We start from the raw sequence: 24,560 nt of genomic DNA on the forward strand, positions 1-24,560 counted from the left end.
GACATGCCGGTGATCAGTTTGACCACAGCCCGTCATCACCTGCGAGACCCTGACGATGATGACGAGTACCTGGAGCTCCTGATCGAGGCGGCTGAAGGGCAGGCGATGGACTATCTGAACCGCCGCGTTTATGTCGATCAGCAGGCGCTGGATGATGCTGTCGCCGCTGGCGATGCTGGCGAGTCCCCCATGATCAGCAACAAGCAGATCCAGGCCGCATGCTTACTGATCCTCGGCCACCTTTATGCCAACCGTGAGGACGTTGTGACCGGGACCATCGCCACTGAAATTCCGAAAGGATCGGTGGCACTCCTGACTCCACATCGGATTGGGTGGGGGGTATGAGGGCCGGACCGCTGCGCCATCTGTTCAAAGTGACATTCCCCCAGGAGGAGCGCAACAAGTCCGGGGGCGCCACGGTGACGTGGCTGCCAGCAGTACGCCCTGACATGTGGGGCGAACTCCGAACTCCCACCGGTCGAGTCGCGCCGATTGCTGAAAAGCTGCAGGCCGTCGTCACTGCCGAGATCATTGCCCGACCCCGGGCCGATATTGTGGCTGGCTGGCGTGTTACTCGGCGCGGGGTCACCTACAAGGTAGAAGCGGTTCTGCCTGATAACGAAAACACGCTGATGAGACTTCTGTGCTCATCCGTCCCAAATCCATGAGGTGGAACATGAAAATCCGAGCACTGGGCCCTTTGACGGGCGCATCTGGTGAGCGCGAGAAGGGCGAAGAGTTCGAAGTGACCAAGGAGCAGGGCGAGGGCCTGATTGCCCGCGGTTACGCCGAAGCCGTCACCGACAAGGCTGCGAAGCCCGCGAAGGCTGATCCGGCCAAGGAGTAGGGTATGGCCCGCCGGTCGAGCATTCGCGGCGATATCCGGCTGCGCCGGACGCTTCGCAACATTCACAAAACGATGGATAACGAGTTGCAGCCCGCGATGCTGGTGGCCGCGAACCGCATCCTCGAAACCCAGCGAGAGTTAATGCCCAAGGACACCGGCGCAGCCGCTGCAGCGCTGCGGGTGTACGTCTCGTCCAGCGGTTTAGATGCCCAGATCGGCATCCGTGGCAAGCGCGACAACCGGAGGTTCTTTTACCTGCGCTTCATCGAGTACGGTACCAAGGGCTATACCGGCGGTAAGCGGGCCGGTGATCGCAACCGGCGTGTCACCAACAAAAGCGACGGCACCCACTTCTTCGGCAAGTACCCGGATATCCCGGCTAGGCCGGCTCACCCGTGGCTGCGACCATCTATCCAGGTCAACCGTGAGTATGTCCTGGCTGACATCAAGGCCGCCGTAAACCGCACGCTGCGTAAGGCAAGCCAGGGGGTAGGAGATGGCTGATCCATCACTGGCCCTGCAAGAGGCCATCTTTGCAAGGCTTCAGGCCGAGGTCAGTTGCCCGATCTACGACGGCGCGCCGCTGAACGCAGAAATGCCGTACGTCTCGATCGACCGGGAGATATCAGTCAACAGCAGCCCGATCTCGGGCCGTAAGCGCGAAAACCGGCTGGTGTACCTGTCGGTCTGGTCCGATGCCGTGGGCCAGGCCGAGGTCAAACGCATCAACGGCGAGGTCATCGCTGCCTTGGACGAGCGCCGCCTCCCGCTGGAGGTGGGTCGTGCCGTTTCCGTTCGTGTTGAGCAGGCCGACGCTCAGCGCGATGCCGACGGCATGACCTACCAGGGCTCGATCACCGTTCGCGTGATCACCACCCACTGAATCAACCACTGGCCGCGCTGCGGCTTCTATCCAACGTGGCTTTGGAGGATCACCCATGCCCGCAGAAGACAACCTCAATACAGCCGCCGGCTGCCGCCTCTTCATTGGCGGAAAGACCGGTGCGACCACCAAAACCGAGTTCGAGGCCGACACCTATGTGCGTGTTGGTGAAATCGAAGACCTCGGCGAGTTCGGCGACACCTTCAGCAGTGTGACCTTCACGTCGCTCGAGGATGGCCGTGTGCGCAAGTACAAGGGCACGGCTGACGCCGGCGACATGACCCTCACTGTGGGCCTGGATAACGGTGATGCCGGCCAGAACGCGGTGAAGACTGCTCACAAAGACCGCAGCAAAGGTGACTACAACATCAAGGTGACCCTGAATGACGGCGACCCTGATGCCTCGCCGGCGATCAGCCCGACCACGTTCTACTACCGGGCAAAGGTCATGAACAACACCGTGGCTGCAGGCGCCGCTGACAATGTGGTGCGCCGCAACATCACCCTGGGCATCAACTCGGAAATCCTCGAGTTGCTGCCGGCCCCTGTTACCCCATAAGCGCCCGGGGCTTCGGCCCCGGCCTCACAGGACCTGCCTAATGAACAATACGCTGCACGGTACCGTTACCGTCAAGCTGGGTGATGAAGAGTTCACCCTGACCCCAACCCTGAAGGCTGTGCGGGCTATCGAGAGCCGCTTTGGTGGTCTGCGTGGGGCTTCCCAGGCAATCACGGCGCTCAGCGTCGAAGGTTGCGCGATCATTCTGGTGGCCGGTGCCGGCCTGGACGAGAAGGCTGCCAAGGCGGTGCCGGAGCTGATCTGGATGCACGGTGTGCTTGACGCGTCGACCCAACTGAACGCCTACCTGGTTGCACTCTACAATCCGCGCGGCAAAGAGCCGGGAAACGACCAAGCCGGGACGGCGTAAGCGTCATCGAAGACGGAAGTTACGTTGACCGGCTTTATTCGATCGCTACGGGATGGTTGGGCTGGGCACCGGATGTTGCTTGGTGCACGCCGCTGCCTGAGCTTTTCATGGCACTTGATGCCCGGCTCGAATGGTCGCAAATGACCAACCCTTTCGGCAAAGGGAAGGCCCAAGGCGCCAAGCAGAAACCGAGCGCCTCGACAGTTGCCGACAAGCTGCGCCAGGCACTTACGGGCCGAGGCAAGTGACTCAATTCCCGCTCCGGCGGGTTTTTCGTTCTGGAGAATTACATGGCCGACCAACAGGTCCAGGGAATGCTGGTCCAGATCGAGGCGACCACCGCCCAGCTGCGTCGGGAGTTGGCCAATGCGGATCAGTTGGTCGCGCGGTCATCCCAGGCGATTGACCAAAGTCTGGCTAAGGTCGATTCGGCTTTTGATCGAGCTGGCGCAGCAGCGCAGCAAGCCGGCACTCTCATGCGCGGCGCTTTCGCGGCAGTGGCCGGCGCCGGTCTGATCGGCAGTATCATCCAGCAAGTTGACGCCTACGGGCAGATGTCTGACCGGATGAAGGCTGCAGCTGGTAGCGCAAGTGAGTACCAGCTGGTTCAGGATCACCTGCTACAAACTGCGCAGGAAACCTACCGTCCTCTGGCTGAGGCGCAAGAGCTGTACATCCGCACTGCTGACGTTATGCGTAGCCTGGGCTTTAACACCCAAGAGACGTTGGATATCACGGATAGCTTCAGCTTTCTGCTGGTGACCAACGCGGCTGCTGCAGATAAAGCCGGGTCGGCCTTGGATGCTTATTCTAAGGCGCTGCAGACCGGCAAGGTAGAGGCGGATGGCTGGGTGTCTATTCAGGACGCCATGCCGACCATCGTCAATGCGATTGCCGCCGCCACCGGCAAGAGCGCCGAGGAGATCCGGAAGCTCGGCGTCGAGGGCAAGCTGTCGCTCGATTACATTAATATCGGCCTGCTGCGCAACGTGGAGGTCAACCGCAAGGCTGCGGCCGACATGTCCACCAGCGTGCAGGACGCGATGGTGAACATAAGCAACTCCATTCAGGCATTCCTGGGTGGCATGGAAGAGCAAACCGGCATAGTCGCAGGCTTTGCGAACGTGCTGATTGCGCTGGCGAACAACGTCGACCTTGTGGCCGTGGCCATGGGCGGCGTTGGTGCAGCTGCGCTGACCAACTACGTTGTGAAAACTGGGCTGGCCGTGCAGGCAGCGCGGGCTGACCGGGCCGCACGAGTTGCCCAGGCCGAGGCAACACTGCAGGCGGCGATAGCAGATCAGCGGAAGGCTCAGACGGCTACCATTCTCGCTGAGCGGGAAGCGATTGCGGCGCGAGGCACCGCAGTTCAGACCCAAATGTCCATTCAGCTAGCTACCGCGCGGACAAAGGAGGCCGCAGCAACCACCGCAGTAGCAACCGCTCAGTCTGGCTTGAAGGCCGCTTCGGCCGGTCTCCTTGCAGGCCTGGGCGGTCCGATGGGGCTGGCAATCCTCGCCGGCACCGCAGCGGCAAGCTTCCTCTTGCTTCGTGACAACGCGGACCAGGCTGGGGTCAGTCTGGAGGACATGCAAAAGCCCGTATCCCAACTGCGGGAGGAGTTCCAGAAGCTCAACCAGGACCAGCGCGAAGCTGCCCTGGTGAAATGGCAGCAGGAGCAGATCAGCGCTACGGACAAGGTCAAGGATGCCTACGGAGATCTTGCCCAGGCCATCCGCTCTGCAACAGTGACAGCACCTGTTCGCGACTCGGGCGGCCAGTACAACAAGCAGCTGGCCGAGTACCAAGGGGTTATCGATCGGCTGAACGAGGCTCGTTCCTCTGGTGCCGACCTGGCCCCGATCCTCAAGGAAGTGGGTAATCGCCTGCAGTTGCCGGGGGCTACGGTGCAGGGCTGGATCACCCAGGCCGGCGCCGTCAGCGATGCTGATCAGCGCTCAGGCCTGATTGCCGAAACCTTGCGTGTCCTCACTGGGGTCACCAAAGAAAACACAGTCGCGACCGAAGCGAATAATGCCGCGAAGAGCGGCATGAGCAGCGCTGGCCAGACTTACCTGGAAACCCTGCAGAAGCAGCTCGGCGGCCTGCAAGACAACAATGACGCTATCAAGATCGCGAACCGCTACATCGCCGAGAATGCGGACCTCACCGAAACAGATCGCCAGGCCATCCTGTCGGCAGCTAACGCCATCGAGGCGCAGAAAAAGGCCAATGACAAGGCGAACAAGTCCAAGCGCGAGGGGGAATCAAAGTCTGAGCAGGCTGCCAAGAAGCAGCTGACGGATTTCAAGGCGGCGGAAGAGGGCTACAAGCGCCAGATCGAGCTGATCAACACCACTGGTGACAAGCAGAAGAACGCCACGGAAGTCGCGAAACTCTCCTTCGAGCTTCAGGAGGGCAAGCTCGGCAATCTGTCGAAAGCCCAGCAAAAGCGCCTGCTTGAGTTGGCCGCCGAGCTGGATAGCCTGAACAAGATCAAGAAGGCCAACGAAGACGATCTAAAGCTCAGCGCTTTCAAGGCTGCTCAGCAAGCCGGCACGCAGTCGGCGGTAAATGGCTATGCCCAAGAGTTGGCCGGTATTGGCCAGGGGGACAAGGCCCGCGACCGTATGCGGTCTGAGCTGGCATTGCGTCAGAAGTATGTCGAAGACCTCCATTCCCTGAATGAGCAGCGGAACACCGGGCAGATTGAGCCGGAGCTGTATGCGAGCGAAACACAGGTCCTCCAGGAGGAGCTCGACAAGAGGTTGCAAGCTCAGCAGACCTACTATGCAGCGATTGACGAGCAGCAGTCTAACTGGATGAACGGCGTTCACGAAGCGTGGGCGAACTTTGCCGACGAGGCACAGAACTACTCAGCCCAGGCTGCCGATTTGACCAACAGCACCCTCGGCAGCGCCAAGGGTGAACTGAGCACGTTCCTCAAGGATGTTGCCACCGGAGCGGAAGATGCTGGCGATTCACTGAACAACATGTTGGGTGGGTTCGCAGAATCTGTCCTCAACGCGCTGGCCGACATGGCGGCGCAATGGCTGGTTTACCAAGGCGTGCAGATGCTCGTCGGAAAAACGACCCAGCTCAGTGCTGCTGGGATGATGAGCGCGAATGCCCAGGCAACCGCGTTGCAGGCCGGCCTCGCTGCCTTTGCATCTACCGCTGCCATTCCGATTGTCGGTCCCGCCTTGGCGCCTGGCGCAATGGCTACTGCCCTGACTATTGCTAACCCGCTGGCTGCGGCTGTGGGGATGACAGCGATGTCTGGGGCGGGGTTCATGGAGGGTGGTTATACCGGGAACGGTCGTCGAGACGAAGTCGCAGGCCCGGTTCACCGGGGGGAATACGTTTTTGACGCAGAAGCAACCGCCCGGATAGGGGTTGGCACTCTTGAAGCCATCAGCAATGGGCGTGCTGCTTTTATCGGCGGTCCAGGCAGCTCTTCGGCCGGCTCTGCCGATGGAGGTGATTCTGTCGGCGGTGCTCAGCCCCGGGCGCAGCTGTCCCCGAACGTCAACTTGTACGAAGACGCCAGCCGCGCGGGGCAGGTTCAGCACTCCACTGGCCCTGATGGCCGTCAGATCTTGGATATCTGCGTGGCGAACATCAGGCAGGGTGGTCAGTTGGCCAAGGCATATGAGCAGTATTACGGGGCGAAAAGGGTAGGGCAATGACAGCAATTGCAACGTTGTATGCCTCCGGGGGCAGGGCTTGGATCATCCCTACCATTGAGCTCCGCTGCGTTTCTTGGCCTGGCCCCGTGTACATCTGTTCAGCGTTTGAAGATCTGGTGGCCAGGACCGAGGACGGCGTTCTGGCGACGTTCACAGCGGCTGCCTTCGACGCTGCGTTGCCCAAGCGTGACAACAGCGGCAACCAGTCGCTGACTTTCGCGATCGATAACGTGACTGGCGTTGCTCAGCAACTTATCGATCAGGCGCTGGAAACCAGGCAGAAGATCACCATGATCTTCCGCACGTACCTGTCGTCTGACTTGTCCGCGCCGGCTGAGAAGCCATACCGCATGAACGTGCTGAGCGGCTTCATGGAAGGGGCCACCGTTCAGCTGCAAGCCGGCTACTTCGACTTCGTCAACTTGGCTTGGCCAAGGCGTAAGTACACCTTGGATTTCGTGCCAGCGCTCCGCTACACCTGATTTGCAGGCGTGCTTCAGATGATGGCGTTTTGTTATAGTCCCGCGCTTCTGAACGGAGCAAGCCATGAAAAAAGCGTTGTTTGTTGCATTGATGGGCGCTGTACTCGCCTCTGGTTGTACCGTGCGCGTCGCCGATATGACAGTTGCCAGCACCAAAAACTACAACCTGAACTCGTCCAAGTTCGTGAAGGGTAAGCGGGTCATTGGCGAGGACAACTACCCGGTGATCCTCTTCCCGTTGGGCTTTCCCAACATCAAAACCGCTATGGATGACGCTATCCAGAAAGACCGATGCGCAGTCGGCCTGAGCGATGTGGTTATGACTTCAGTCAACCACTCCTTCATTTTCGGCATGATCGGTTATCGGGTCGAAGGTGATCTGATCATCGACCAGACGCAGCCTGGATGTGCATCCAAGGCCTAGGTCGAAACTACTCCAAATAGCCCAGCCATCGTGCTGGGCTTTTTATTGGGTGTTGGAAATGTTTGATAAGTACCTAGAGGCTACCTACGAAGATGGCGGGCGCGGCCCTGCGTGCTTCGATTGCTGGGGCATGACCAGGCTAGTACGTCATCAGGTCTATGGTTTGCCGCTGCTTCCGAGCTGGGGGTATGTCCGTAACACCATGCCCAAAGAATTCACCCGGGCCGTAAATATTGAGTCATCGGCCATGGAGCGCTGCGAACCGGAAGTAGGGGCTATTGCCTGCATCTGGCGAGGGGAAATCTGCATCCACGTTGCGCTAATCGTTGAGGTGGAAGGTCGGTTGCACGGCCTGGAGATGAAGCCCAGCGGGGCAACCATCAAACCGCTACGGCGTTTTCAAGACCAGTATCTGAAAGTGAGCTACCACCGTGATCGAATTTTACCCGAGCAAGCTTGAGGGTTCTCCCCTGGAGCGCCACCGGACTGATCAGGTTATGACCATTGAGGGTTGGCTTTTTCAGAACGTTCCAGGCTATACGCCCCGGCAGTCACCGCCTATAAGCGTCGAGCTGAACGGGGTGTTCATCAATCCTGAGCGCTGGGCGAAAACCGAATTTTCACCCCAAGACACCGTGAGGATCTACCCGGAACCGAAAGGTACCGGCTTGGAGGTCGCAGTGTGGGCCGTTGTTGCCGCAGTGGTTGCTGTCGGCGTGGTCATGATGACCCAGAGGCCATTGTCTACCCCGCGCAATCAGGGGCGGTCGGGGCAGAATCTGAACTTGGCCAAGACCACGGGCAACCAGGTCAAAGTGGGCGATGTTATACGCGAGGTTGCAGGCAGGACTCGCATCTTTCCGGACTATCTGGTCCCACCTCGGCATTACTTCGTCAACGAGACGGAGCAATGGGTTGAGCTACTGCTCTGCGTTGGCGTCGGCGAGTTCGAGATAAATCCGACGGACGTCAAGATCGGCGACACCACGCTCGCTTCGCTCGGCAGCACTGCGCGATACAAGGTATACGGACCAGGTGAGTCACTGGCCGACGAGTCAGCCCGGTTGTGGTGGCATAACTCGACCGAAGTCGGTGCGACAAATACCGGATCTGGTGGCCTTACCCTCACCAACACCACTCAAGTAGCACAGCAGTTCAGCGGAAATGCTTTGCTGGCGGCTGATCTGGTGCTGAGCGTTCCAGAGGGTGCGGGATGGTTCCCGTTTGGCTGGGATAGCGGCATGATTGCGCGCGTCGAGATGACCTATCCGTACACCTTCACCGCCCCGGTTGATGGTAGTGCGACCATCGTCAGCGGCCCGCATCTCCCCATGCTTCAGGCATTCGTCGGTATGCGGATCGAGATCGCGGGCGCCAATGCTGGAAACTACATTGTTGCGAGCTACGAGCCTGAGGTGCCCGGTACACCGGCCGTGCCTGGTAACGCATCCATGGTCACCGGCAGCGCGGCGCCTGCTCGTTTCAACTTCGATGTGGTGTCGCTGAGCTTCACCGTATCGCGAGGAGTGAGCAGTTTCCCGGTATCGCTGAATACGAACGTTGCAAACCTTGCCGGCCTGGTTTCTGCGGTCAGCGCGTCTCTGTCCGGTACCGGCCTGGTGGCCAGTGCTTCTTCCGGGAGGCTGCGCATTGCTGAACAGGCCGCACCGTTCACTGGCTCGCCGCTGTCTATAACCGGGTCTGTATCTGACATCCTCGGCTCAAGCCCCGCGTTCGTAACGGGCGTTAAGACAGAGGCCGCCACGGACGGGCAGTACGCCCGCATGACCATGGCTTACGACGGTGGCGCTCCTGCGGTGGGGCTGCAGCCAGGATCGTTGCTTGCCACGATTGGCTATAGGGGGCTGCGTTACCGGATAACGGAAGTCTCCGATGACTCAGTGGAGGATGATGACAACGCTCCAGCGGATGAGAGCCACGGGCCATCGGCAATCACGGTCGTTCGGCTGACTGACACTGGGGCAGTGGACGATGACTGGCTGGGCTTCGACGCCATGCAAACCAGTGATGTATCGGTTGTGCTGGACTCTTCCACAACTGAAGGCGACTGGGCCGGCTCGTTCGCAGTCTGTCCGGAGAATGAGGTTGTCCGTCGCGTCGAATTGGACTTCTTCTTTCCCGCTGGGCTTATTGCCTATTCGAAGAAGGGACGTCAGGTTGAAGTAACCGTCAAGGTCGAGGCCCAGTATCGCGACATCAACACGGCCGGGGACTGGACAAGCGTTTTCTGGACGTTCAAGGCGGCTCGTCGAGACCAAATCGCATTCACCCGGGCAATCAACTTTCCTACCTACATGAGGGGGGAAATGAGGGTTCGCCGAATCGGTGAGGAGTCGTCGGACAGCAATCAGCAAGACCGTGTGCAGTGGTATGGCCTAAGGGCTCGCATTGATAAAGCCCCACTGCGTTATGAGGGGGTTACCACAATCGCGGTGTATGCGCGTGGCGGCACTAAACTTTCGGCTCAGTCCGAGAGCCAGGTGTCACTGATAGCCACCCGCAAGCTCCCTGTCCTGGTCAATGGCGCCTGGTCGGAGCCAACGGCTACCCGCGATATCGCGCCGTGGGCGTCTTATGTTTCGAAGTCGGTTGGGGCGACAGATGATGACATAGATATCGAAGAGTTCGTGCGGTATGGCGCCATTTGGCATAGCCGTGGGGACTACTTCGACTTTTCCGTGGAGGAGGCGGGCACGGTCAAGGAAGCGCTCAACGATGCCCTCAAAGCCGGATTTGCAGAGTTCACACTTGAGCGAGGCAGGATTACTCCGGTGCGGGATGAGCCGCGTAGCCAGATCCAGTTCATGTACACGCCACAGAATATGACTGGATCTCTCAAGCGTTCCTTCACCTTGCCAGCGCCGGACGATTTCGATGGCGTATCCATCAAGTACCTGGATGAGAAAACTTGGGCGGTAGAAACTGTGAAGTGCAAACTACCAGGTGACGCTTTCCAAACGGTCAAGGAGATCACTCTTGATGGTGTCACCGATCGTGACCGCGCCTGGCGCTACGGGATTCGTCAGCGTCGAGCTCAAGTCTACCAGAACAAAAGTTATAGCTGGGGAACTGAGCTGTCAGCTCTGAATAGTAGTTATCTGAGTTATGACGCAGTTGCGGATGATATCCCCGGGTATGCCCAGTCATCTGTGATGCTGGACTGCTCGATGGGTGAGGGGCCGGTAATCGTTGAAAGTTGTGAGCCTTTCACATGGGAGGCAGGGAAGACGCATGTTTTGGCTATCCGTCGTCCGGATGGATCGGTCAGTGGTCCATGGGCTGCTTCGAGAGTGGACGAGTTCCGAATAGCTATCCCGGCGATTGACTTTGTACCGGACCTCTCACTAGAAATTCAGCCACCTCATCTTTTGTTCGGAACCTCCACCAGGTGGTGTTATCCGGTATTGGTCACATTGATCGATCCCGGTGACTATGGAGCAGACATGGAAGCGATCAACTACGACGAGCGCTTATACGCAGATGATGACAACTTTGCACCTGAGGATGCCTGAGGATGCTTTCACTTCCAGATGGTCTTCCGTTGCCAGTTGCTGATGGCTACGGCTTCAAACCAGTCAGCCCGATAGTTAGAACGCCTATGGCAAGCGGCAGGGCAATGCAGCGTCGCCGGTTTGGCAGCGTTCCAACCATCCTGCGAGTAAGTTGGATCTTGTCGACCGAAGAAGCCAAGTTGTTTGAGGGGTGGTGTAAGTGGGAGATCGGCTGGATAGACTGGTTTCTTTGTCCCATCAGAACACCCTTAGGGCTTAAGCCGACCCGTTCCAGATTCACCGATATTTATGAAGGACCAGAGTTTGTCAGTGACGATCTATGGCGATACACGGCCTCCTTGGAGCTGTTTGAGTTGCCCATTGTCGATGAGGCTGTTTTCGCAGAGTTGCTCCTCGGCATGCCTTTGCCGGTCATGAACGCAGCTCTAACCGCCGAGCTTATGCGTTGGTACACCAAGTCTTGGCCTGGAGCCCAGATCAATTGAATGCTCGCCCGCTCATGCGGGTTTTTTTTCGCCTGGAGTTTCTATGAGCGTAGCTGCCGACAAACAGCTGTTCCATGACTTGGTCACCACCGCCAACGCGCTGTTCGTGTCCGACGCTGACTTCGTCACGATCAACGGCGTCACCAAGCCGACCCTGAAAAAGATCTATGCCGAGTTCCTGGCCAGCATTGGCACCTACCCAACTGTTGTCGAAGGCCTGACGAAGACCAACGGCACCGGGACTGACAACCGGTTCTTCACGGTGCCGTCCACGGGTGACAAGGCCGAGACGCGTTACCGCAACGACGCTGGGGTCGCCGTTGAAATCAACTCGATCCTGTCGTTCATTGCCAATGCCCTAACCATCAACCGTGGCAAAGCCTACCCGCTCCGGCAGATGAACCGGGGCGGCACGACTTCGGCTGCGAGCACTATCCTCAACAACCTGATTCTCGATGTGAAGGTGATTGGCGATGCGTCTCTGATCGACGGCCATTACTTCCGGATCGCCTACTTCCAGAACGAAGCCACGGCGAGCGGGGATTCTGACCACGGCATCGTGATCGAGCAGTTCAACATCGACAGCTATGCCAGCACCGGCACGGCCACGATCATCCACAACCACACCGACACGCCCGCCGCCATCGTGCGCAGCGGTGGTGTTCAGACCTTCGTTGTCATTCCGGCTGGCGTGCCTCTGTTGAGGTTCGTGATCACCATCGATGCCGCCTATCTTCCGGCCGCCGGCACCCCTATCATTGCCCAGAACCCGGCGAACGCCGCCTATTCGTGGATCATTGACCCGTCCTGCTATCAGCGAGTTGCAGGCATGGGGAACTCCATCACCGTTAACCGGGGGCGTGTTTACCCGGCCCGGGCTGCCACTCGGAACAACGTCACGTCCGCTGCTGACTCGGTGGGCTTCCACCTAAACGCGCTGCTTGACGTAAAGGTGGTCGGTGCGCGCCCTGGCTACTACTACAAGTTCGCGTATTTCAAGAACGGCGCGAGCGTGTCGGGCAGCTACCGTGATGGCTGGACAATTCATGAGATCGCCATCGATGGGTATGAAACCGCTGACAACCCTGTAACAGAAGTGCTGCGACATACTGAGTACGCCCCCGATATCCTTCGATCCGGGATTCAAACGGTCAAGCTCGATTGCCCGAGGTACCCAAGTCTCAAGTTCTACTTTGTGCTCGATGGCGAGAAGCTGCCGCCGCTGGGAACGCCTCTCTACACCCAGCGGCCATTTGATGGCGGGTACTCCTGGGTCATCGACCCGAGCAAGTATGTGTATCTGGAGACGAGCGGGGGCACGTCGTCTGGCGACGTGTCCGGAGCCTATTGGAGCGTTTCTGGCTCGCAAGTCAGCGTGGCATGGCGATCGGGCGCCTCGCTCTATCGCCTGGTGTTTGGCCCCAACGGATTCAACGATCTGCCGAACATCATCAGCCTTTCCCGCGCTACCGGTACCGACCCGAAAACGGCGGCATGGACAGTGATCAGCAACTCGCCAACGGACTGGCTGCCCCCGCTAGTCGTGTCGGCTGACGCGAATGGCGACCCGGGTGCGGCGGCCATCTACACGGGCGGCAACCACGGCTCTGACGGCAGCGCCGGTGGCAACAAGACTGCGCGGAACATCCTCTGCCGAATCATGGCTGACGGTCAGCAGGTGTTCTCGGCCAGTGAAGGCTGGGCGCAGAACGTGTCGGTTCTGATCATCAACGAGGTGATGGCCTACAACACTCTGGTGTCGGGTAGATACGTTCTGCGCGAATCGATCAACGTGCAGATCCGACCTGGTGCCCTGGATATGACCTTTGACCGGGCCGCGCTGGAAGCGGTGACGGTGGAGGGCGACAACGGGCCGCAGACCGTTACCACTGGCTTCCAAGGGACGCAGCTGTTTTATGGCGGCACGAACACGGCCAGGGTTGCGTTTGATCCAACTGCATCGAGCGGGACGAAGAGCGCCGCCCCCAATGCCTGGGCGCTGGTCTTCCAAGACCCCGCGAATGGCCAGCTGGCGACCTGGATGGACCGCGAGTATGGCGTCGGCAACGGCAGCAACGTGGCGTCGAACAGGGCTTACGTGCGAATGGGGGGGGCGACAAACCCCAAGGCCTATCACGCGGCTATCGCTGGCACACCGTTGCAGCTTGCAGCGGGCCAGTCCTACAAGTGGCGCGGCGGTTACGCGCTGCAGGCGCCAGGCCTGCAAACCGCAGGGGTCGACTCCTTCTTCAACCACTATCGCGCCGGCCGCCAGGTCATGGCTTATGCAATGCCTGATGCCAAGTGGATTGCCGTGTAGACGGAGTCCCGAAGCATCAACCGTTTTCGACTTAATCCCACCAGCCCGCCTCCGGCGGGTTTTTTGTGCCTGGAGAAAACCAATGGCAACACCACGCGGTGTACGCAACAACAACCCCGGCAACATCGATTTTAACCCAAGGAACGCTTGGCAGGGGCAGTTGGGCATGGAGGAGGGCGTGACCAAGCCTCGCTTCGCCAGGTTCGACCAGGCCGAGAACGGAATCCGTGCCTTGGGCAAGCTGCTGCTGAACTACCGAGGCAAGGACGGTATGCCCGGTGTCGGCCGCCCTGGCATCGACACCCCGCTGGAGTTCATCAGCCGCTGGGCGCCCTCCAGCGAGAACAACACCCTGGCCTACGCGCAGGCCATTGCCAAGCGCTTGGGTGTAGGCGTGCGCGACTCTATCGACATCTCCAAGCCGCAGGTGCTACGCGAAGCCGTGGTCGGCATCATCGTTCACGAGAACGGCGGCAACCCGTATAAGGCCGAGGTGATTGATGAAGGCGTTCGGCGGGCGCTGTCATGAAGGGGTGGGCCATAGCGGCGGTTGTTGCGCTGCTGGCCTCCCACTGGGCCGCTTACCAGCATGGCCTTTCGGTAGAGCGAGCGAACGCGGGACTGGCTTCAGCACAGCGGGACAGCGGTGACCGGCTGGCCGAGGTGATCGGCGAGCGGGATGCCCGTCAGGAAGAGCAACGACGCGCCACCGCGCAGGAACAGGCGAGAGCCAATGCCCAGGAAGAAAGAACGATTGCTGATGCTGGCGCTGCTGACGCCGATGCTGCTGGCCAGCGGCTGCGCGACGAAGCCAGCAAGCTCGCCGCCACCGTCAGTTGCCCCGGCACGGATACCACCGCTATCACCCGAGGCCAGGCAGCCACCCGCGCCGCCATGGTGCTCTCCGACCTGCTCGCACGGGCTGACGAACGAGCGGGAGATCTGGCGCAGGCATATGATCGCGCCCGAATAGCGGGGCTGGCGTGCGAAGCGTCCTATAATACCCTGATCAAGTGATAGGGATAGGGCGGTGGACAAGCGCACATTCATTGGCATGGTCGAGGCCGGCGAGCCGCTGATTCAACAGGCTATCGATGCGATGCGTGACTATCACCAGGCTCTGGATCGTTGCGCACCACCTGAGGAGGTCGAGCGCTTGCGCTTGCTGGCCGAGTCACTTTTCCAAGTTGTATCCGATTATCAACTGCGTGTGGTGGCGAAGGCGCGCGGCAAGGATCTGCCGCCGCTTCATTAAATCGTCAAACTTGTGGCTGATTCTGTTGGAAGACTACCCCGGATTGGGGTTCGTTATGTTTGGAGGCTAAGCTGCGTTTTTCTTGATATCGTTAGCAATGACAGAAAGGACGGATCTTACGGTCTTTACTGCTGAGTTTGCTTCGCCTGCAGTAATGCTCTGCTCGAGGAAGTAGTCGGCACGCACCCTGAGGCTGTGCATTAGATGTAAACGAGTGCCAATTCGACGAACAGTCCCTTGGAGTACTTTGTCCTCGCAGATGTAGTTTGTCAGGGATTCTGAAAGCTTGATGTGAGAGCCGCCAATCATTTGGCTTACCCCAAGTTCAAGGGTGTTGTCTGCAAGGTCAAGGGACTCATGATATGCGCTATAGTATGCGCGGCTCACAATTGACCGGTGATCAGGTTCAGTCAGGCTGCCTGAGGACAAAAGCTTTTCAGACCAGTCAAGAAAACAGCTGTTAGTGATCGGCATGCTTCAAGTCCATTGAGCAATTTGGTACTGAGGTATCTTTGGTGTTGGGTTTGTGAGCAATAAACAAAAACGTTAAGTTATTTAAAAGGTGCGCGACGTCAAAGTCAACAAGTCGGTCGCATAGCTCGTCGTTGAGGCGGTGTATAAAATCATCATCGCAAGAAAGTTCCGCATAGAAAGTCAGCGTGGAAGAGCCATACATGCCTGTTTTTCTAAAATATCCAGCTTCAATAAGCAACTCGTGCTCAATGAATAGCCCTTCAGCCGCCAAATAAATGCTGTTAGCCGTCTCGTCACTAATTCCTACGTCTTCAAAAAGCTTCGCTAGTCGAATTGCTCGCTGGACATCTACATTTTCCCCAAGCACTTCCGAGTTGGCTTTGTGTATGTTTGCCTTCAGTACGCTCATGAACTCGCAGGGCCGAAAAACGATCTGAGCAGTTTCGGCGAGGTCTATTAAAACTTCCGTCGCCTCTGGTGAATATTCGACAGCGGCTTTATAGTGCGAGTTGGCTAAATTTGCGAAACGGAGTTTAGCTAGCGAATGACCATAATTTTGATGAAGGCCAGGATCCTCAGGAGTGTATCGAAGCATTTCTTCGAAAACTTCAAAAGCCTGTTTGGCCTTACGCTCCAGAGTCAACAATATGCCCAAACACAAGCGCGCTTGCATATAATCGGCTTGCTCAAGTTTCGTGATCTCACGGCGCAGCCTAGCAGCCGTAAAGGGATCGGGCTGAGTATCGCTATGCACATGAGAATTAAGCTCCTCAAGCACGGTGTCGCATATTGTCTTGGCTACTGCCATCAGCCGCTCCTGGCTCTAGTACGGATGTGGCCCCTGCCACCATCCACCTACGGTAGCTTCATAGCGTTTACGACGCAACAGGGAAGCCTATTTCTGTCCCGAGTCGGGGTAGCTAGCGTAACCACATAGACACTGGTAATCAGGTACAAAAAAGCACCGAAGCAGAATGCTTGGTGCTTAGTCTGGAGGCAGTGTGTGAGCTGAGGGCTGTGGCCACGTAACTCGCCCTAGGTCCTTCATAATCCTATAGATAACGGCCGTGTGCAAGCGGCGTGGTGGCTAAAGGCTAGCTCGCGGAGGCCGAAGAGGCTGGTGACCGGAATATCCTCGTCCGAAATCGGCATGTAAAGTCTTTGATGCGATACGGCTGCTTCCGCTTCGGATCCGTTAGGTCGGGCACCCAATCAAACCACCCGCTTGCCAGTGCCAAAGCTCTGCCGTGTGACTACAGGCCTTTGAACAACGTCTTGGCTCGAGCATTAATAGGCTCCGGCCTCTTCCCCTTCGTCCCGAATGGCGACAACCCCATTGACCCCATCTACGGTCAGCCCACCCGCTACCTGGCGTATTACCTCGTCACGGGTAGACGGGGCGACGTTGTAACGCCCTATTGGCTCGTGGTCATAGCCATTTATCACGACCAGATCCAGCGACAACTGGCGCAGGTAGTGATCCATCGACTCGTAGATCGAGTACCGTCCGCACATTTTTCACCTCTCGCCCGTCAGAATTTTCATCACCCAGGATTGACCGGGCAGCCGATGCCGGATTTACTGTATATGCATACAGCATGCATTGGACCTTCCACAATGACCATCACATTTTTGGGTACGCCAACCGGCGGAAGCGATCCGCTACCGCTCTACTCGTTTCAAGTTCCGGCCGGTTTCCCTTCACCTGCAGCGGACCATCTGGAAGGCCATATTTCCCTTGATGAGCTATTCGACCTCCGCGCGCCTCATGTGTATCTAGTGAAAGTGGAGGGGGATAGCATGCAGGGGGCTGGAATCTACTCGGGCGATATCGTCATCGTAGACCGCGGCCGCGAAGCCGAGCACGGCGATGTGGTCATCGCTGCCGTCAACAGCGAGCCAGTTTGCAAGCGTCTGCATCGTCGCGACGGCGTCGTTATCCTGAAGTCAGAGAATCCAGCGTACCCGCCTCGGTACATCATGGAAGGCGATGAGCTCGTCGTTTGGGGTGTTGTGCGTTATAGCGTGCGCGACCATGCGCAGTGACCAGGTGTTCGCGCTGATCGATTGCAACTCGTTCTACGCGAGCTGCGAGCGCGTGTTCCGGCCAGACCTGGCCAAGACCCCAATTGTTGTGTTGAGCAACAACGACGGTTGCGTCATCGCCAGGTCGTACGATGCAAAGCCATTCGTCAAGATGGGCGAGCCGTACTTCCAAGCGAAAGACAAGCTGCGACGCCACGGCATCATGGCCTTCAGCAGTAATTACGCGCTGTATGGCGACATGAGTGAGCGCGTCATGACCCTGATCGAGTCGATGGTGCCGGCCACCGAGATCTACAGCATCGACGAATGCTTCGCTGACTTGTCCGGTATTCAGGAAAATCTGACTCAGTTCGGGCGGAAGGTGCGGTCCCGGATCTTCCAATGCACCGGCATCCCCGTGGGGGTTGGTATCGCCGGCACCAAGACCCTCGCCAAGTTGGCCAACCACACGGCCAAGCGCCTGCAGGCGCAGACTGGAGGTGTGGTCGACATTACCGATCCGTTCAAGCGCGATTGGGTGCTGCGCAATACCGAGGTGAAGGAAGTATGGGGTGTTGGCCGGCGGATGACTGCTCACCTTGAGGCAATTGGCATTCACACTGCGATGGATCTGGCCAAGGCTGATGCCTGGACGTTGCGACAGAAATTCAGTGTGGTCGTCGAAAAGACTGCTCGCGAACTGGCTGGCACGCCATGCTTGGAGCTTGACGAGGCCGAGCCCCCGAAACAGGAAATCTGCTGCAGTCGGATGTTCGGCAAGCGCCTCACTGAGCTGGTACCCATCAAGCAGGCTGTGGCCACTTACGTTGGTCGCGCAGCGGAGAAGCTCCGTGCCCAAGGATCGGTTTGCAAGCGCATGCGCGTGAGCATCCGGACTGGCATGTTCAACCCAGACGAAGCGCATCACGCTCAGGGGGCCCTGGTTGAACTGCCATATCCAACTTGCGACACGCTGCTGATGACCCGACTGGCCACAGAAGCGGTCAATCTTATCTTCAGGCCTGGCTATCGGTACAGCAAGGCAGAGGTGCTGCTGATGGACTTGCGGCAACCAGGTGAGTTTTCAGAGGACTTGTTTGCGCTGAACCAATCGGTGGCATGTGACCGACTGATGCAGGTGATGGATGACATCAACGAGCGCTGGGGGAGGGGGACAATGCGAGCCGCCAGCGTGCCGGGGACACCGGACTGGGGCATGAGGAGGGAGATGATGAGCCAATCCTATACGACGCGGATCGATCAACTGTGGACGGTCAAGTGTTGAGCTTGCCAGCCGCCTGGCTGGCCGAACTGAATGACCAGTCGGCGTTAGTGGCGGATCCTGATGGACGGGGCGCGGTGCTTGCCGAACTCGCGATTTCTGCGCATCGACGTAGTGAAGTTGATGCAGAGCAGCTGGCCGACATGCTTGAGTTTGCCGAGGCGGCCAGGCTGTGGGCGCTGGCTGAGGATGAAGAGGCAGCTTGAGCCGCCGAGGGGGGGCTGCTCAGTGAGGTAGAGCTGTCTAAAACTGGCGGAAGGGATCTCGGTGTTGCTGGGGAAAAGTCGGCGAAACTGACGGAACCGTATTAGACGCGCTCGATTCACAGGCCGCAGATGGCGCGGCCTGAGGTCGATTTCTTGCGCTACTGCTGCATTACTGGAGGGAAACCCGCTAGCTGACGACAAGTGTTGCACTGTGATGGCTCATGCCTGAGGAAAAAAGGGCTTCTTCATCTTTGGACGCTTCATGAAGATTTGCCAAAACGAGCGCTACGTCCTCTCGAGCGCGTATGGCGAAAGAGCTGTCCTTAATGCATCGCTCCCAAGGGGCGCTCAACAGCTCATGATGTGCGGTCATATAGTTGCCTACATTTTTTTTAAGCGGCGGCGGGTTGAGCTCCGTGGTTCTGCCGTGCGCGATCGTGTTTCTGAACTTGAAAAGCTCCGTTATCGTCTGCAGCGGTCTGGCGCCAGAACCTAGTGGAAAGGTCGCTCCAATTTCGCGACAGAGCAGGTTGAATTTTTCATCAGTCGGAAGGCGATCATGATCGTTCCATCGATCCATGGTTCGAGATCCAAGGTGATTCAGATACGCTTCGAATGTGAAGGCCGTTAGCAAGATGCTGGATAAAAATTGCCATGACGAGCCTTCCTGGTTCATAAGGCCTACGTCGAGAACGCATTCTGAGGCATGCCAAAGTTCCGAGTAAGTGTGCACTGTACGTCGTTTTTCTACGATGACATCAAGCGGCTTCGACATTCACAAAACCTTTGGTTAGGTAGGGTTCTATCGCCTCTCTGGCGCAGCGTAAACCTTACAAAAATCGATTCCAAAACAGAAGTGGTGACCCTTGCTGCATGCGGCCTGTAGCAGAGCCATTTCGTTTTAGTTTTGGAATCGATATCGCTTCTGGAGCCGCATGGATCGGGTGCTCATACCACGGTCTTGAAGACCGTTGAGAAGCGCATGGCCGCTTGCGACAGGTTGCGATCGCAAGTTGGTCACCGACCGCTATCAACCATAGCAACCGTTTCGTGCGGCAGTCGGCCTGGAGCAGCCGGCCGCACAGTCGACGAAATCAAGGGCTGAGGAAACATCACCGCTAACGTTTGAAGGTCCAAGCGGCGGAAAAGCGTTGGTAGGCAGAGGCTTCCTGTTGTAAATTTATCAACCATTTGAGATTTGTCATTCAATCAAGGGGCCGATAGTTTAATGATTAGCCGTGCTTCTGAACTGTTCCAGAATTTTATTGAGGTCGAACGGCGCAAATTAGCGGATATAAATATGCCGCACATGCCCACTCTCGGTACTGCATACGAGGAAATCACGAAGGCAGGGCTATATCAGGATTTTGCGATCCCTAAAAGTCTTGATCTGAGAACTGTGTCCGGCTTCATTTCCGTAGGCGGGGAAATGCTGCCTGAACAGATTGACTGCATGTTGGTTCATGGAGAAGGACGACGGTATGGCTTAACGAGCGATTATATATATGATGTAGAACAAGTGCTTTGTATGTTTGAAGTCAAGAAGACTCTTCGGAGAGCTGATTACGTCGATGCTATGCAGCACTTGGCTAACATTAGAAAAAAATTCGCGAAACATTTCGAAGTTAAGCTAAATGAGGGTGTCTATCCTGATATATCCCGAGCACGTTTATGGTTTTCGCAGATAACAGGAAAAGCGGCTCCTGACCACTATCTAGGGATGCATAAATTGCCACGAGGTGAAGGGATTCTATTTTATACCCTTATCCAAGAGTCTTTGGCGCCGGTAAGCATTATCCATGGCTACGACGGCTTCAAGACCGAACACGGCTTACGGTCGGCGTTCGCTAGCATCCTGGAGGAGAACTGGCAGAACGGCGATCAAAGATTAGGTGTCCCCAGTATTCCAGCACTCGTTACTTGCGGTAAATTCTGTATTGTAAAAGGGAACGGCATGCCTTTCCTGATCATGCGTGATGACGAGTGGGTCCCCGTTTTTTCGACTTGCCATAACTCTGCGAGTTTAATTTTGGAAGTTGTTTGGTCGAAAATTTCCGCATTTTTTGATGTGAAGATGCCTTGGGAAGACGGCCTTTATATGAATAGTCCGCAGCCTCTGTTGATTGCCAAGGGCGTTGAAACTGGTACGCAGGCTGGATGGGTCTACAGAACAATCGAGCCTAAGCAAAAGCACCTTGTACGGGAAGATGATAGGTCGTGGAAACCTTCCGAGGTAGGGCGACCAGAAATGGCTGCGTTAAATATTATGGCCGCGCGTGGAGGGTATCTGCCGCTCGATGGAGGGCTAGACGAATACCTCACGGGTGAGCACGGTTCCAGTTTGGATGCGGTACTTCAGAATCTCAAATTGACCCGAGAGTTTATGACGGAGGATGAGTGGGTGAGGCCCATTCACAGAACGACATACATCTTAACCAATGATGACGGGACAGGACTCGTTTCTTCAGAGAAAGAACGGCTTGACCTGTGGTGTGCTGAAACTGGGTGTGAGCCATCTTATTTGATCATTTGCCTTCTGGAATAGTAGTAACCCAATCGTCGCTAACTTCGCAGACGCCACGACCGGCCGGTCTGGGTCGAAAGCGGTTGTGGCGACTACCAATTGATACCAATTTTGATACCACTGACGGGGAAATTAGGGGTGAGGAGGGGGATTTCGTCCAATAAAATCAAACCCTTAGAACCGCTCAACACTCCCTAAGAACTGCATGGTGATGTTGGCGGCAGGGGATGAGAATTGGTGACAGAAAACCGCTGTATGTGCGTACAGCCAGCTTGTACCAATTTTTGTACCAATCGCTGTGTTTTCCAGTGGGATGCAGTGTGGCGGTATGGGCTGGAAGGCCCGTAAATACGGGCTTTCCTCACTTTCAAAAACTCGCCAAACCCCAAAAAACATCTGTGGAGTATGGCCCAAACGCTGTCGAATGCCTTATGACTAAAGGGCGCAAGGTGAAGGAAATTTAATCCTGTAGCGGAGCAGTGCCTGATTTCAGGCGCACGGCCGCGCTGGCCGCTCGGCGCGGCCATGATCAGGTCGGATAGCAAATCAGTCTGTACGCAGGATGGGAAACAGTTCTTTTGGGTTGCGTGATTCGGCGTTCATCAACGTGCACGCTGCCGCCGCTTCGGACTTGTTGATATAGCCCCGCTTGAGCCGCTGTTTTTCCTGGTTGTCGTAGATATCAAAGCCGCCCGAAGTGGTAGCGGCATAGAACCGGTTACCGATGCGGAAAGAATCACCTTCCACTGGCACGGCAGGGACAATAACGAATCTTGATTGCATGTTTCGCGCCTCCCCAGGCAGACAGTTAATTATTAGTCTGGGAGCGGGAAGGCAACAATATGACTCATCGAGACTAATCACTGGCGTGGCGTGTCACGGCGATCCCGGCGCAACCCGTGATGGGCAGGGCACCGGGATGCCTTTAGGGCTTGCATCGATCAGCGGTGGATCAGTGACAGTTCGCTGATGATGCAGATCGAGCCGTCATCGGCCGGTGTTGCATCGGTGTAGTCAACCTGGTTGTAGATGCCGCCGTGAAATTCGAACAAGCGTGGCGCCCAGGTACTGTCGAGTTGCAAATTGCCTGACGAGCCGGAAACACCGTTGTATTTGGCCGTTACGTTGACCACGCCGGCAGACGTGGTGTGGATGCTGACGATGAACCTGCCTCCCAGCGGCACGCCTTTCAGCACTGTCGAGTTCACCGGGTCGGCCTGGTTGTAGGTGCGCCGAAACCCCAGCGTGATGTTGCCCTTGTTCCAGAACACCTTCACCGGCGGGCTATCGTCCCCACGTACGTGCATCTGGGCGATGACCACCTTCTGTGCAGCGTTGACCTTGGTCAGCGTCATGGTTTGGTAGTTCCAGTGATCCTGGGCGCTGGCCAGTGTCCAATCCTCAGTTTCCGTCCACTCGCAGCGGGTCCTGTGGGTGCTTTTGCTTGAGGCGCCTTTGGTGGGGGCTGAGAACTGGATCGAACCATCGCTGAGCACCTTGACGATGCTCGGGTAGCTGGCAATTGCTTCGGCACCGTTGAGTTCGAGTGCAACGGGGTTGGTCGAGGATACGGCTACCGGCGTAGCGATGATGAGGTTGCTGATGTCTACGGTCATGAGAACTCCTGACGCAAAGCTAGGATTGGCTGGGGGCTCTGGCGGCCGCGTTTGCGGCTGCGGGATTGAAATTAGCGCCAGGCTAAATTCTAGTCAATAGCTTAAGGCTAAATAAATTTCGCTTTGCGCAAAATTACCCAATGGCGAAAATTTTCAGCGGTGGGGGTTTACGCTGGATTTGGCGGTGAGATAAGCTTTCCTTAGATACTGTACAAATATACAGCTTTCAGGATGAGAATATCTCTATGCACATGCAGTCAACTTCCCAGCAGCGTCAGGCAATGACCGGAATCGAGCGTCTTAGCCTGCGGGTGTCGTCGATGATCAACCACCCGGTCGCGCAGACCCAGCGCTGGGTTGTGGTGCATCGCCTGGATACCGACGGTGATGCGGAGTGGGAAGAGGTGATGGGCCTGTTGTCCGAAACGTCCGAGTTGGACCTTACGTTCAACGATGACGAGAGCGTTACCGTACGTTGGGCGCGCAGCAGCGTGGAGGAGCGCGACGACTTCATCGTTGAGCAGGACAGCAAGGCGGAGGAGGTGGAAGCGCAGGCGCCATTCTGAGCATCATGAAAAGCCCGCCTGGGTGGCGGGCTTCGGCGTTAAACCAGGTGTGCATTCCACACCAGCAGCACCCGGGCCTGGATGTAGGTTTCTTCGCGGCGAATCATGCGGTCCTTGTGCCGTGAGTTGTCGGAGATCATCTCGAAGTGGTCCTCATCCGCGATTTGCAGCCGCTTGATGTAGATGTGATCGCCCCAGGAAAAGAAATAGATCCCGTCGCCCACGAAATCCCGGATGCTCACATCCACGATCAGTGGGTCACGGTGCCTGATGGTCGGCTCCATTGACTGGCCCCAGCCGGTCACCATCTTGAGGTGGTGGTGTTCAGTGAATTCCACGCCCAGCTCGCGAAGATGGCTGGGACTGACGCGAACGTCCTTGAACATTTCCGGGTAATCGTGGGGGATCTGGCCACCGCCCATGGCAGCCCGCACGTCGTAGTGGGCAATCCATACTTCATCACCCACCAGGCCAGGGCGGACAAGCTCGGCCTTCACCCGTGTGGCGTCCAGCGGCGCTTCAGCTGCGACCAGCAACCGCTGCCGGGTTTCTTCGGGGATGCCTTTGCCACTTCTGGCAAGCATCTGCTTGACCAGGTCGGCCGCAGAAAGTTTGCCGTCGCCAGTTTCGACCGGCAGCTGCACCGGGTCACCTGTCGACAGTGCGTCGAACCACCCGCGTGGCAGGCCTTCGATGCCCTCGATTCGGCGGGCTACGTCATCGCCCAGGTTTTTTGCGGTCTTGTCAGAAAGGATCTGGCTCAGGTGTGCAGGCGCCATCCCCCAGCGCTCTGCGCAGGATCCCTTCCTCTGGCTGCCGATCAATTTGACCAGGTTGTGCTTGCGAATGTCGTAGATGTCCATAGGGCAAAGCATGCCAGTGTTTAGCTTGCTGCTAAATGTGCGCATGGCTAAATTGCCTCTTGTGATGAAATTAGCTGTAGGCTAAATTAAAGCGGCGAACAAGGAAAGCCAGCGAGACACTTTTCTCCAGGGCTCATCACATCATCATTGGTAATGA

At 57.3% G+C, this 24,560-nt stretch carries 29 protein-coding genes and 1 pseudogene; 23 read left to right on the top strand and 7 right to left on the bottom strand.

Features of this window, described 5'->3' with window-relative positions; all coding sequences use genetic code 11:
* The first annotated feature begins 3 nt into the window (after positions 1-3).
* From A0O30_RS24560 to A0O30_RS24640, 18 genes are all read left to right on the top strand, one after another.
* A complete protein-coding gene (locus A0O30_RS24560) occupies positions 4-345 on the top strand; it encodes a head-tail connector protein (protein ID WP_105948373.1) in 342 nt (113 codons plus the stop codon).
* Positions 342-668 (top strand): phage head closure protein, encoded by a 327-nt coding sequence (locus A0O30_RS24565; RefSeq protein WP_105948462.1) that lies wholly within the window; start codon positions 342-344, stop codon positions 666-668. The genes A0O30_RS24560 and A0O30_RS24565 overlap by 4 nt, the downstream gene beginning before the upstream one ends.
* Before the next feature lie 8 nt (positions 669-676).
* Positions 677-847: a hypothetical protein gene (locus A0O30_RS27910; RefSeq protein ID WP_019471621.1), complete on the top strand. Its 171-nt coding sequence runs from the start codon at positions 677-679 to the stop codon at positions 845-847.
* A gap of 3 nt (positions 848-850) precedes the next feature.
* Entirely contained in the window at positions 851-1,351 is a 501-nt protein-coding gene (locus A0O30_RS24570; RefSeq protein WP_105948374.1) for an HK97 gp10 family phage protein, read from the top strand.
* On the top strand, positions 1,344-1,730 hold the full coding sequence (locus A0O30_RS24575; protein WP_105948375.1) for a DUF3168 domain-containing protein: 387 nt from the start codon (positions 1,344-1,346) through the stop codon (positions 1,728-1,730). The genes A0O30_RS24570 and A0O30_RS24575 overlap by 8 nt, the downstream gene beginning before the upstream one ends.
* A gap of 55 nt (positions 1,731-1,785) precedes the next feature.
* The gene (locus tag A0O30_RS24580) at positions 1,786-2,289 is read left to right on the top strand and encodes a hypothetical protein (protein ID WP_105948376.1); all 504 of its coding nucleotides are present in this window, start codon (positions 1,786-1,788) and stop codon (positions 2,287-2,289) included.
* Between the two features lie 40 nt (positions 2,290-2,329).
* A complete protein-coding gene (locus A0O30_RS24585; protein ID WP_105948377.1) occupies positions 2,330-2,659 on the top strand; it encodes a hypothetical protein in 330 nt (109 codons plus the stop codon).
* Between the two features lie 107 nt (positions 2,660-2,766).
* The gene (locus A0O30_RS28295; protein WP_371921636.1) at positions 2,767-2,907 is read left to right on the top strand and encodes a hypothetical protein; all 141 of its coding nucleotides are present in this window, start codon (positions 2,767-2,769) and stop codon (positions 2,905-2,907) included.
* Positions 2,908-2,949: 42 nt separating this feature from the next.
* Entirely contained in the window at positions 2,950-6,348 is a 3,399-nt protein-coding gene (locus A0O30_RS24595) for a phage tail tape measure protein (RefSeq protein ID WP_105948379.1), read from the top strand.
* A complete protein-coding gene (locus A0O30_RS24600; RefSeq protein ID WP_105948380.1) occupies positions 6,345-6,830 on the top strand; it encodes a DUF1833 family protein in 486 nt (161 codons plus the stop codon). The genes A0O30_RS24595 and A0O30_RS24600 overlap by 4 nt, the downstream gene beginning before the upstream one ends.
* A 64-nt stretch (positions 6,831-6,894) precedes the next feature.
* A complete protein-coding gene (locus A0O30_RS24605) occupies positions 6,895-7,254 on the top strand; it encodes a hypothetical protein (RefSeq protein WP_105948381.1) in 360 nt (119 codons plus the stop codon).
* Between the two features lie 58 nt (positions 7,255-7,312).
* Positions 7,313-7,714 (top strand): hypothetical protein, encoded by a 402-nt coding sequence (locus tag A0O30_RS24610; protein ID WP_105948382.1) that lies wholly within the window; start codon positions 7,313-7,315, stop codon positions 7,712-7,714.
* Positions 7,686-10,787 (top strand): host specificity factor TipJ family phage tail protein, encoded by a 3,102-nt coding sequence (locus tag A0O30_RS24615; protein ID WP_105948383.1) that lies wholly within the window; start codon positions 7,686-7,688, stop codon positions 10,785-10,787. The genes A0O30_RS24610 and A0O30_RS24615 overlap by 29 nt, the downstream gene beginning before the upstream one ends.
* Before the next feature lie 2 nt (positions 10,788-10,789).
* Positions 10,790-11,272: a hypothetical protein gene (locus A0O30_RS24620; RefSeq protein ID WP_105948384.1), complete on the top strand. Its 483-nt coding sequence runs from the start codon at positions 10,790-10,792 to the stop codon at positions 11,270-11,272.
* 43 nt (positions 11,273-11,315) lie between these two features.
* Positions 11,316-13,592, top strand: a complete 2,277-nt coding sequence (locus A0O30_RS24625) for a hypothetical protein (RefSeq protein WP_105948385.1) — start codon at positions 11,316-11,318, stop codon at positions 13,590-13,592.
* Positions 13,593-13,674: 82 nt separating this feature from the next.
* Positions 13,675-14,121: a structural protein P5 gene (locus A0O30_RS24630; RefSeq protein ID WP_105948386.1), complete on the top strand. Its 447-nt coding sequence runs from the start codon at positions 13,675-13,677 to the stop codon at positions 14,119-14,121.
* Positions 14,118-14,609 (top strand): DUF2514 domain-containing protein, encoded by a 492-nt coding sequence (locus A0O30_RS24635; protein ID WP_105948387.1) that lies wholly within the window; start codon positions 14,118-14,120, stop codon positions 14,607-14,609. The genes A0O30_RS24630 and A0O30_RS24635 overlap by 4 nt, the downstream gene beginning before the upstream one ends.
* A gap of 13 nt (positions 14,610-14,622) precedes the next feature.
* Complete coding sequence (locus A0O30_RS24640; protein ID WP_105948388.1) at positions 14,623-14,847, top strand: hypothetical protein; 225 nt, start codon at positions 14,623-14,625, stop codon at positions 14,845-14,847.
* Between the two features lie 66 nt (positions 14,848-14,913).
* Here the strand turns inward: A0O30_RS24640 and A0O30_RS24645 are convergent, their stop codons facing one another.
* The 3 genes and pseudogenes from A0O30_RS24645 to A0O30_RS24655 all read right to left on the bottom strand — a co-directional run.
* Positions 14,914-15,321 carry a hypothetical protein gene (locus A0O30_RS24645; protein ID WP_105948389.1) on the bottom strand — a complete coding sequence of 136 codons (408 nt, stop codon included), beginning with the start codon at positions 15,319-15,321 and terminating at the stop codon, positions 14,914-14,916.
* Positions 15,308-16,129: a hypothetical protein gene (locus A0O30_RS24650; RefSeq protein ID WP_105948390.1), complete on the bottom strand. Its 822-nt coding sequence runs from the start codon at positions 16,127-16,129 to the stop codon at positions 15,308-15,310. Before A0O30_RS24650 ends, A0O30_RS24645 begins: the two co-directional genes overlap by 14 nt.
* 352 nt (positions 16,130-16,481) lie before the next feature.
* Positions 16,482-16,836 (bottom strand): annotated as a pseudogene (locus tag A0O30_RS24655) (SOS response-associated peptidase family protein); the annotation flags it as partial.
* 102 nt (positions 16,837-16,938) lie between these two features.
* On the opposite strand from A0O30_RS24655, the gene A0O30_RS24660 reads away from it, so the two are divergent.
* From A0O30_RS24660 to A0O30_RS24670, 3 genes are read left to right on the top strand one after another with little or no spacing between them, the layout of a single operon-like run.
* A complete protein-coding gene (locus tag A0O30_RS24660) occupies positions 16,939-17,367 on the top strand; it encodes a LexA family transcriptional regulator (protein ID WP_105948391.1) in 429 nt (142 codons plus the stop codon).
* A complete protein-coding gene (locus A0O30_RS24665; protein ID WP_105948392.1) occupies positions 17,357-18,631 on the top strand; it encodes a Y-family DNA polymerase in 1,275 nt (424 codons plus the stop codon). The genes A0O30_RS24660 and A0O30_RS24665 overlap by 11 nt, the downstream gene beginning before the upstream one ends.
* On the top strand, positions 18,625-18,834 hold the full coding sequence (locus A0O30_RS24670) for a hypothetical protein (protein ID WP_105948393.1): 210 nt from the start codon (positions 18,625-18,627) through the stop codon (positions 18,832-18,834). Before A0O30_RS24665 ends, A0O30_RS24670 begins: the two co-directional genes overlap by 7 nt.
* Positions 18,835-19,021: 187 nt before the next feature.
* On the opposite strand, the gene A0O30_RS24675 is transcribed toward A0O30_RS24670, so the two are convergent.
* The gene (locus A0O30_RS24675; RefSeq protein ID WP_105948394.1) at positions 19,022-19,609 is read right to left on the bottom strand and encodes a hypothetical protein; all 588 of its coding nucleotides are present in this window, start codon (positions 19,607-19,609) and stop codon (positions 19,022-19,024) included.
* Positions 19,610-20,062: 453 nt separating this feature from the next.
* On the opposite strand from A0O30_RS24675, the gene A0O30_RS24680 reads away from it, so the two are divergent.
* The gene (locus A0O30_RS24680; protein ID WP_105948395.1) at positions 20,063-21,379 is read left to right on the top strand and encodes a DUF6602 domain-containing protein; all 1,317 of its coding nucleotides are present in this window, start codon (positions 20,063-20,065) and stop codon (positions 21,377-21,379) included.
* Between the two features lie 525 nt (positions 21,380-21,904).
* Here the strand turns inward: A0O30_RS24680 and A0O30_RS24685 are convergent.
* Both A0O30_RS24685 and A0O30_RS24690 read right to left on the bottom strand, forming a co-directional pair.
* The gene (locus A0O30_RS24685; RefSeq protein WP_105948396.1) at positions 21,905-22,141 is read right to left on the bottom strand and encodes an Arm DNA-binding domain-containing protein; all 237 of its coding nucleotides are present in this window, start codon (positions 22,139-22,141) and stop codon (positions 21,905-21,907) included.
* A gap of 158 nt (positions 22,142-22,299) precedes the next feature.
* Positions 22,300-22,974: a polysaccharide lyase family 7 protein gene (locus A0O30_RS24690; protein ID WP_105948397.1), complete on the bottom strand. Its 675-nt coding sequence runs from the start codon at positions 22,972-22,974 to the stop codon at positions 22,300-22,302.
* A 245-nt stretch (positions 22,975-23,219) separates the two neighbouring features.
* Here A0O30_RS24690 and A0O30_RS24695 point away from each other — a divergent pair, with 245 nt between their 5' ends.
* Positions 23,220-23,540: a DUF1654 domain-containing protein gene (locus A0O30_RS24695; protein ID WP_371920923.1), complete on the top strand. Its 321-nt coding sequence runs from the start codon at positions 23,220-23,222 to the stop codon at positions 23,538-23,540.
* A gap of 38 nt (positions 23,541-23,578) precedes the next feature.
* Here A0O30_RS24695 and A0O30_RS24700 read toward each other — a convergent pair whose 3' ends face one another.
* Positions 23,579-24,403, bottom strand: coding sequence for a S24 family peptidase (locus A0O30_RS24700; RefSeq protein WP_105948399.1), 825 nt, complete (start codon positions 24,401-24,403; stop codon positions 23,579-23,581).
* Positions 24,404-24,560: the final 157 nt, after the last annotated feature.

This window comes from Pseudomonas sp. LLC-1 (assembly GCF_002992185.1).
GTDB classification, from domain to species: domain Bacteria; phylum Pseudomonadota; class Gammaproteobacteria; order Pseudomonadales; family Pseudomonadaceae; genus Aquipseudomonas; species Aquipseudomonas monteilii.

Excerpts from the sequence above, each read along its gene's own strand:
- A0O30_RS24645 (WP_105948389.1), bottom strand. The coding sequence starts at position 15,321 with ATGCCGATCACTAACAGCTGTTTTCTTGACTGGTCTGAAAAGCTTTTG.
- A0O30_RS24625 (WP_105948385.1), top strand. The coding sequence starts at position 11,316 with ATGAGCGTAGCTGCCGACAAACAGCTGTTCCATGACTTGGTCACCACC.
- A0O30_RS24620 (WP_105948384.1), top strand. The coding sequence starts at position 10,790 with ATGCTTTCACTTCCAGATGGTCTTCCGTTGCCAGTTGCTGATGGCTAC.
- A0O30_RS24570 (WP_105948374.1), top strand. The coding sequence starts at position 851 with ATGGCCCGCCGGTCGAGCATTCGCGGCGATATCCGGCTGCGCCGGACG.
- A0O30_RS24560 (WP_105948373.1), top strand. The coding sequence starts at position 4 with ATGCCGGTGATCAGTTTGACCACAGCCCGTCATCACCTGCGAGACCCT.
- A0O30_RS24610 (WP_105948382.1), top strand. The coding sequence starts at position 7,313 with ATGTTTGATAAGTACCTAGAGGCTACCTACGAAGATGGCGGGCGCGGC.
- A0O30_RS24680 (WP_105948395.1), top strand. The coding sequence starts at position 20,063 with ATGATTAGCCGTGCTTCTGAACTGTTCCAGAATTTTATTGAGGTCGAA.
- A0O30_RS24650 (WP_105948390.1), bottom strand. The coding sequence starts at position 16,129 with ATGGCAGTAGCCAAGACAATATGCGACACCGTGCTTGAGGAGCTTAAT.
- A0O30_RS24585 (WP_105948377.1), top strand. The coding sequence starts at position 2,330 with ATGAACAATACGCTGCACGGTACCGTTACCGTCAAGCTGGGTGATGAA.
- A0O30_RS24665 (WP_105948392.1), top strand. The coding sequence starts at position 17,357 with ATGCGCAGTGACCAGGTGTTCGCGCTGATCGATTGCAACTCGTTCTAC.
- A0O30_RS24675 (WP_105948394.1), bottom strand. The coding sequence starts at position 19,609 with ATGTCGAAGCCGCTTGATGTCATCGTAGAAAAACGACGTACAGTGCAC.
- A0O30_RS24695 (WP_371920923.1), top strand. The coding sequence starts at position 23,220 with ATGCACATGCAGTCAACTTCCCAGCAGCGTCAGGCAATGACCGGAATC.
- A0O30_RS24605 (WP_105948381.1), top strand. The coding sequence starts at position 6,895 with ATGAAAAAAGCGTTGTTTGTTGCATTGATGGGCGCTGTACTCGCCTCT.
- A0O30_RS24630 (WP_105948386.1), top strand. The coding sequence starts at position 13,675 with ATGGCAACACCACGCGGTGTACGCAACAACAACCCCGGCAACATCGAT.
- A0O30_RS24660 (WP_105948391.1), top strand. The coding sequence starts at position 16,939 with ATGACCATCACATTTTTGGGTACGCCAACCGGCGGAAGCGATCCGCTA.
- A0O30_RS24700 (WP_105948399.1), bottom strand. The coding sequence starts at position 24,403 with ATGGACATCTACGACATTCGCAAGCACAACCTGGTCAAATTGATCGGC.
- A0O30_RS24685 (WP_105948396.1), bottom strand. The coding sequence starts at position 22,141 with ATGCAATCAAGATTCGTTATTGTCCCTGCCGTGCCAGTGGAAGGTGAT.
- A0O30_RS24635 (WP_105948387.1), top strand. The coding sequence starts at position 14,118 with ATGAAGGGGTGGGCCATAGCGGCGGTTGTTGCGCTGCTGGCCTCCCAC.
- A0O30_RS24580 (WP_105948376.1), top strand. The coding sequence starts at position 1,786 with ATGCCCGCAGAAGACAACCTCAATACAGCCGCCGGCTGCCGCCTCTTC.
- A0O30_RS24565 (WP_105948462.1), top strand. The coding sequence starts at position 342 with ATGAGGGCCGGACCGCTGCGCCATCTGTTCAAAGTGACATTCCCCCAG.
- A0O30_RS24690 (WP_105948397.1), bottom strand. The coding sequence starts at position 22,974 with ATGACCGTAGACATCAGCAACCTCATCATCGCTACGCCGGTAGCCGTA.
- A0O30_RS24595 (WP_105948379.1), top strand. The coding sequence starts at position 2,950 with ATGGCCGACCAACAGGTCCAGGGAATGCTGGTCCAGATCGAGGCGACC.
- A0O30_RS28295 (WP_371921636.1), top strand. The coding sequence starts at position 2,767 with ATGGCACTTGATGCCCGGCTCGAATGGTCGCAAATGACCAACCCTTTC.
- A0O30_RS24600 (WP_105948380.1), top strand. The coding sequence starts at position 6,345 with ATGACAGCAATTGCAACGTTGTATGCCTCCGGGGGCAGGGCTTGGATC.
- A0O30_RS24575 (WP_105948375.1), top strand. The coding sequence starts at position 1,344 with ATGGCTGATCCATCACTGGCCCTGCAAGAGGCCATCTTTGCAAGGCTT.
- A0O30_RS27910 (WP_019471621.1), top strand. The coding sequence starts at position 677 with ATGAAAATCCGAGCACTGGGCCCTTTGACGGGCGCATCTGGTGAGCGC.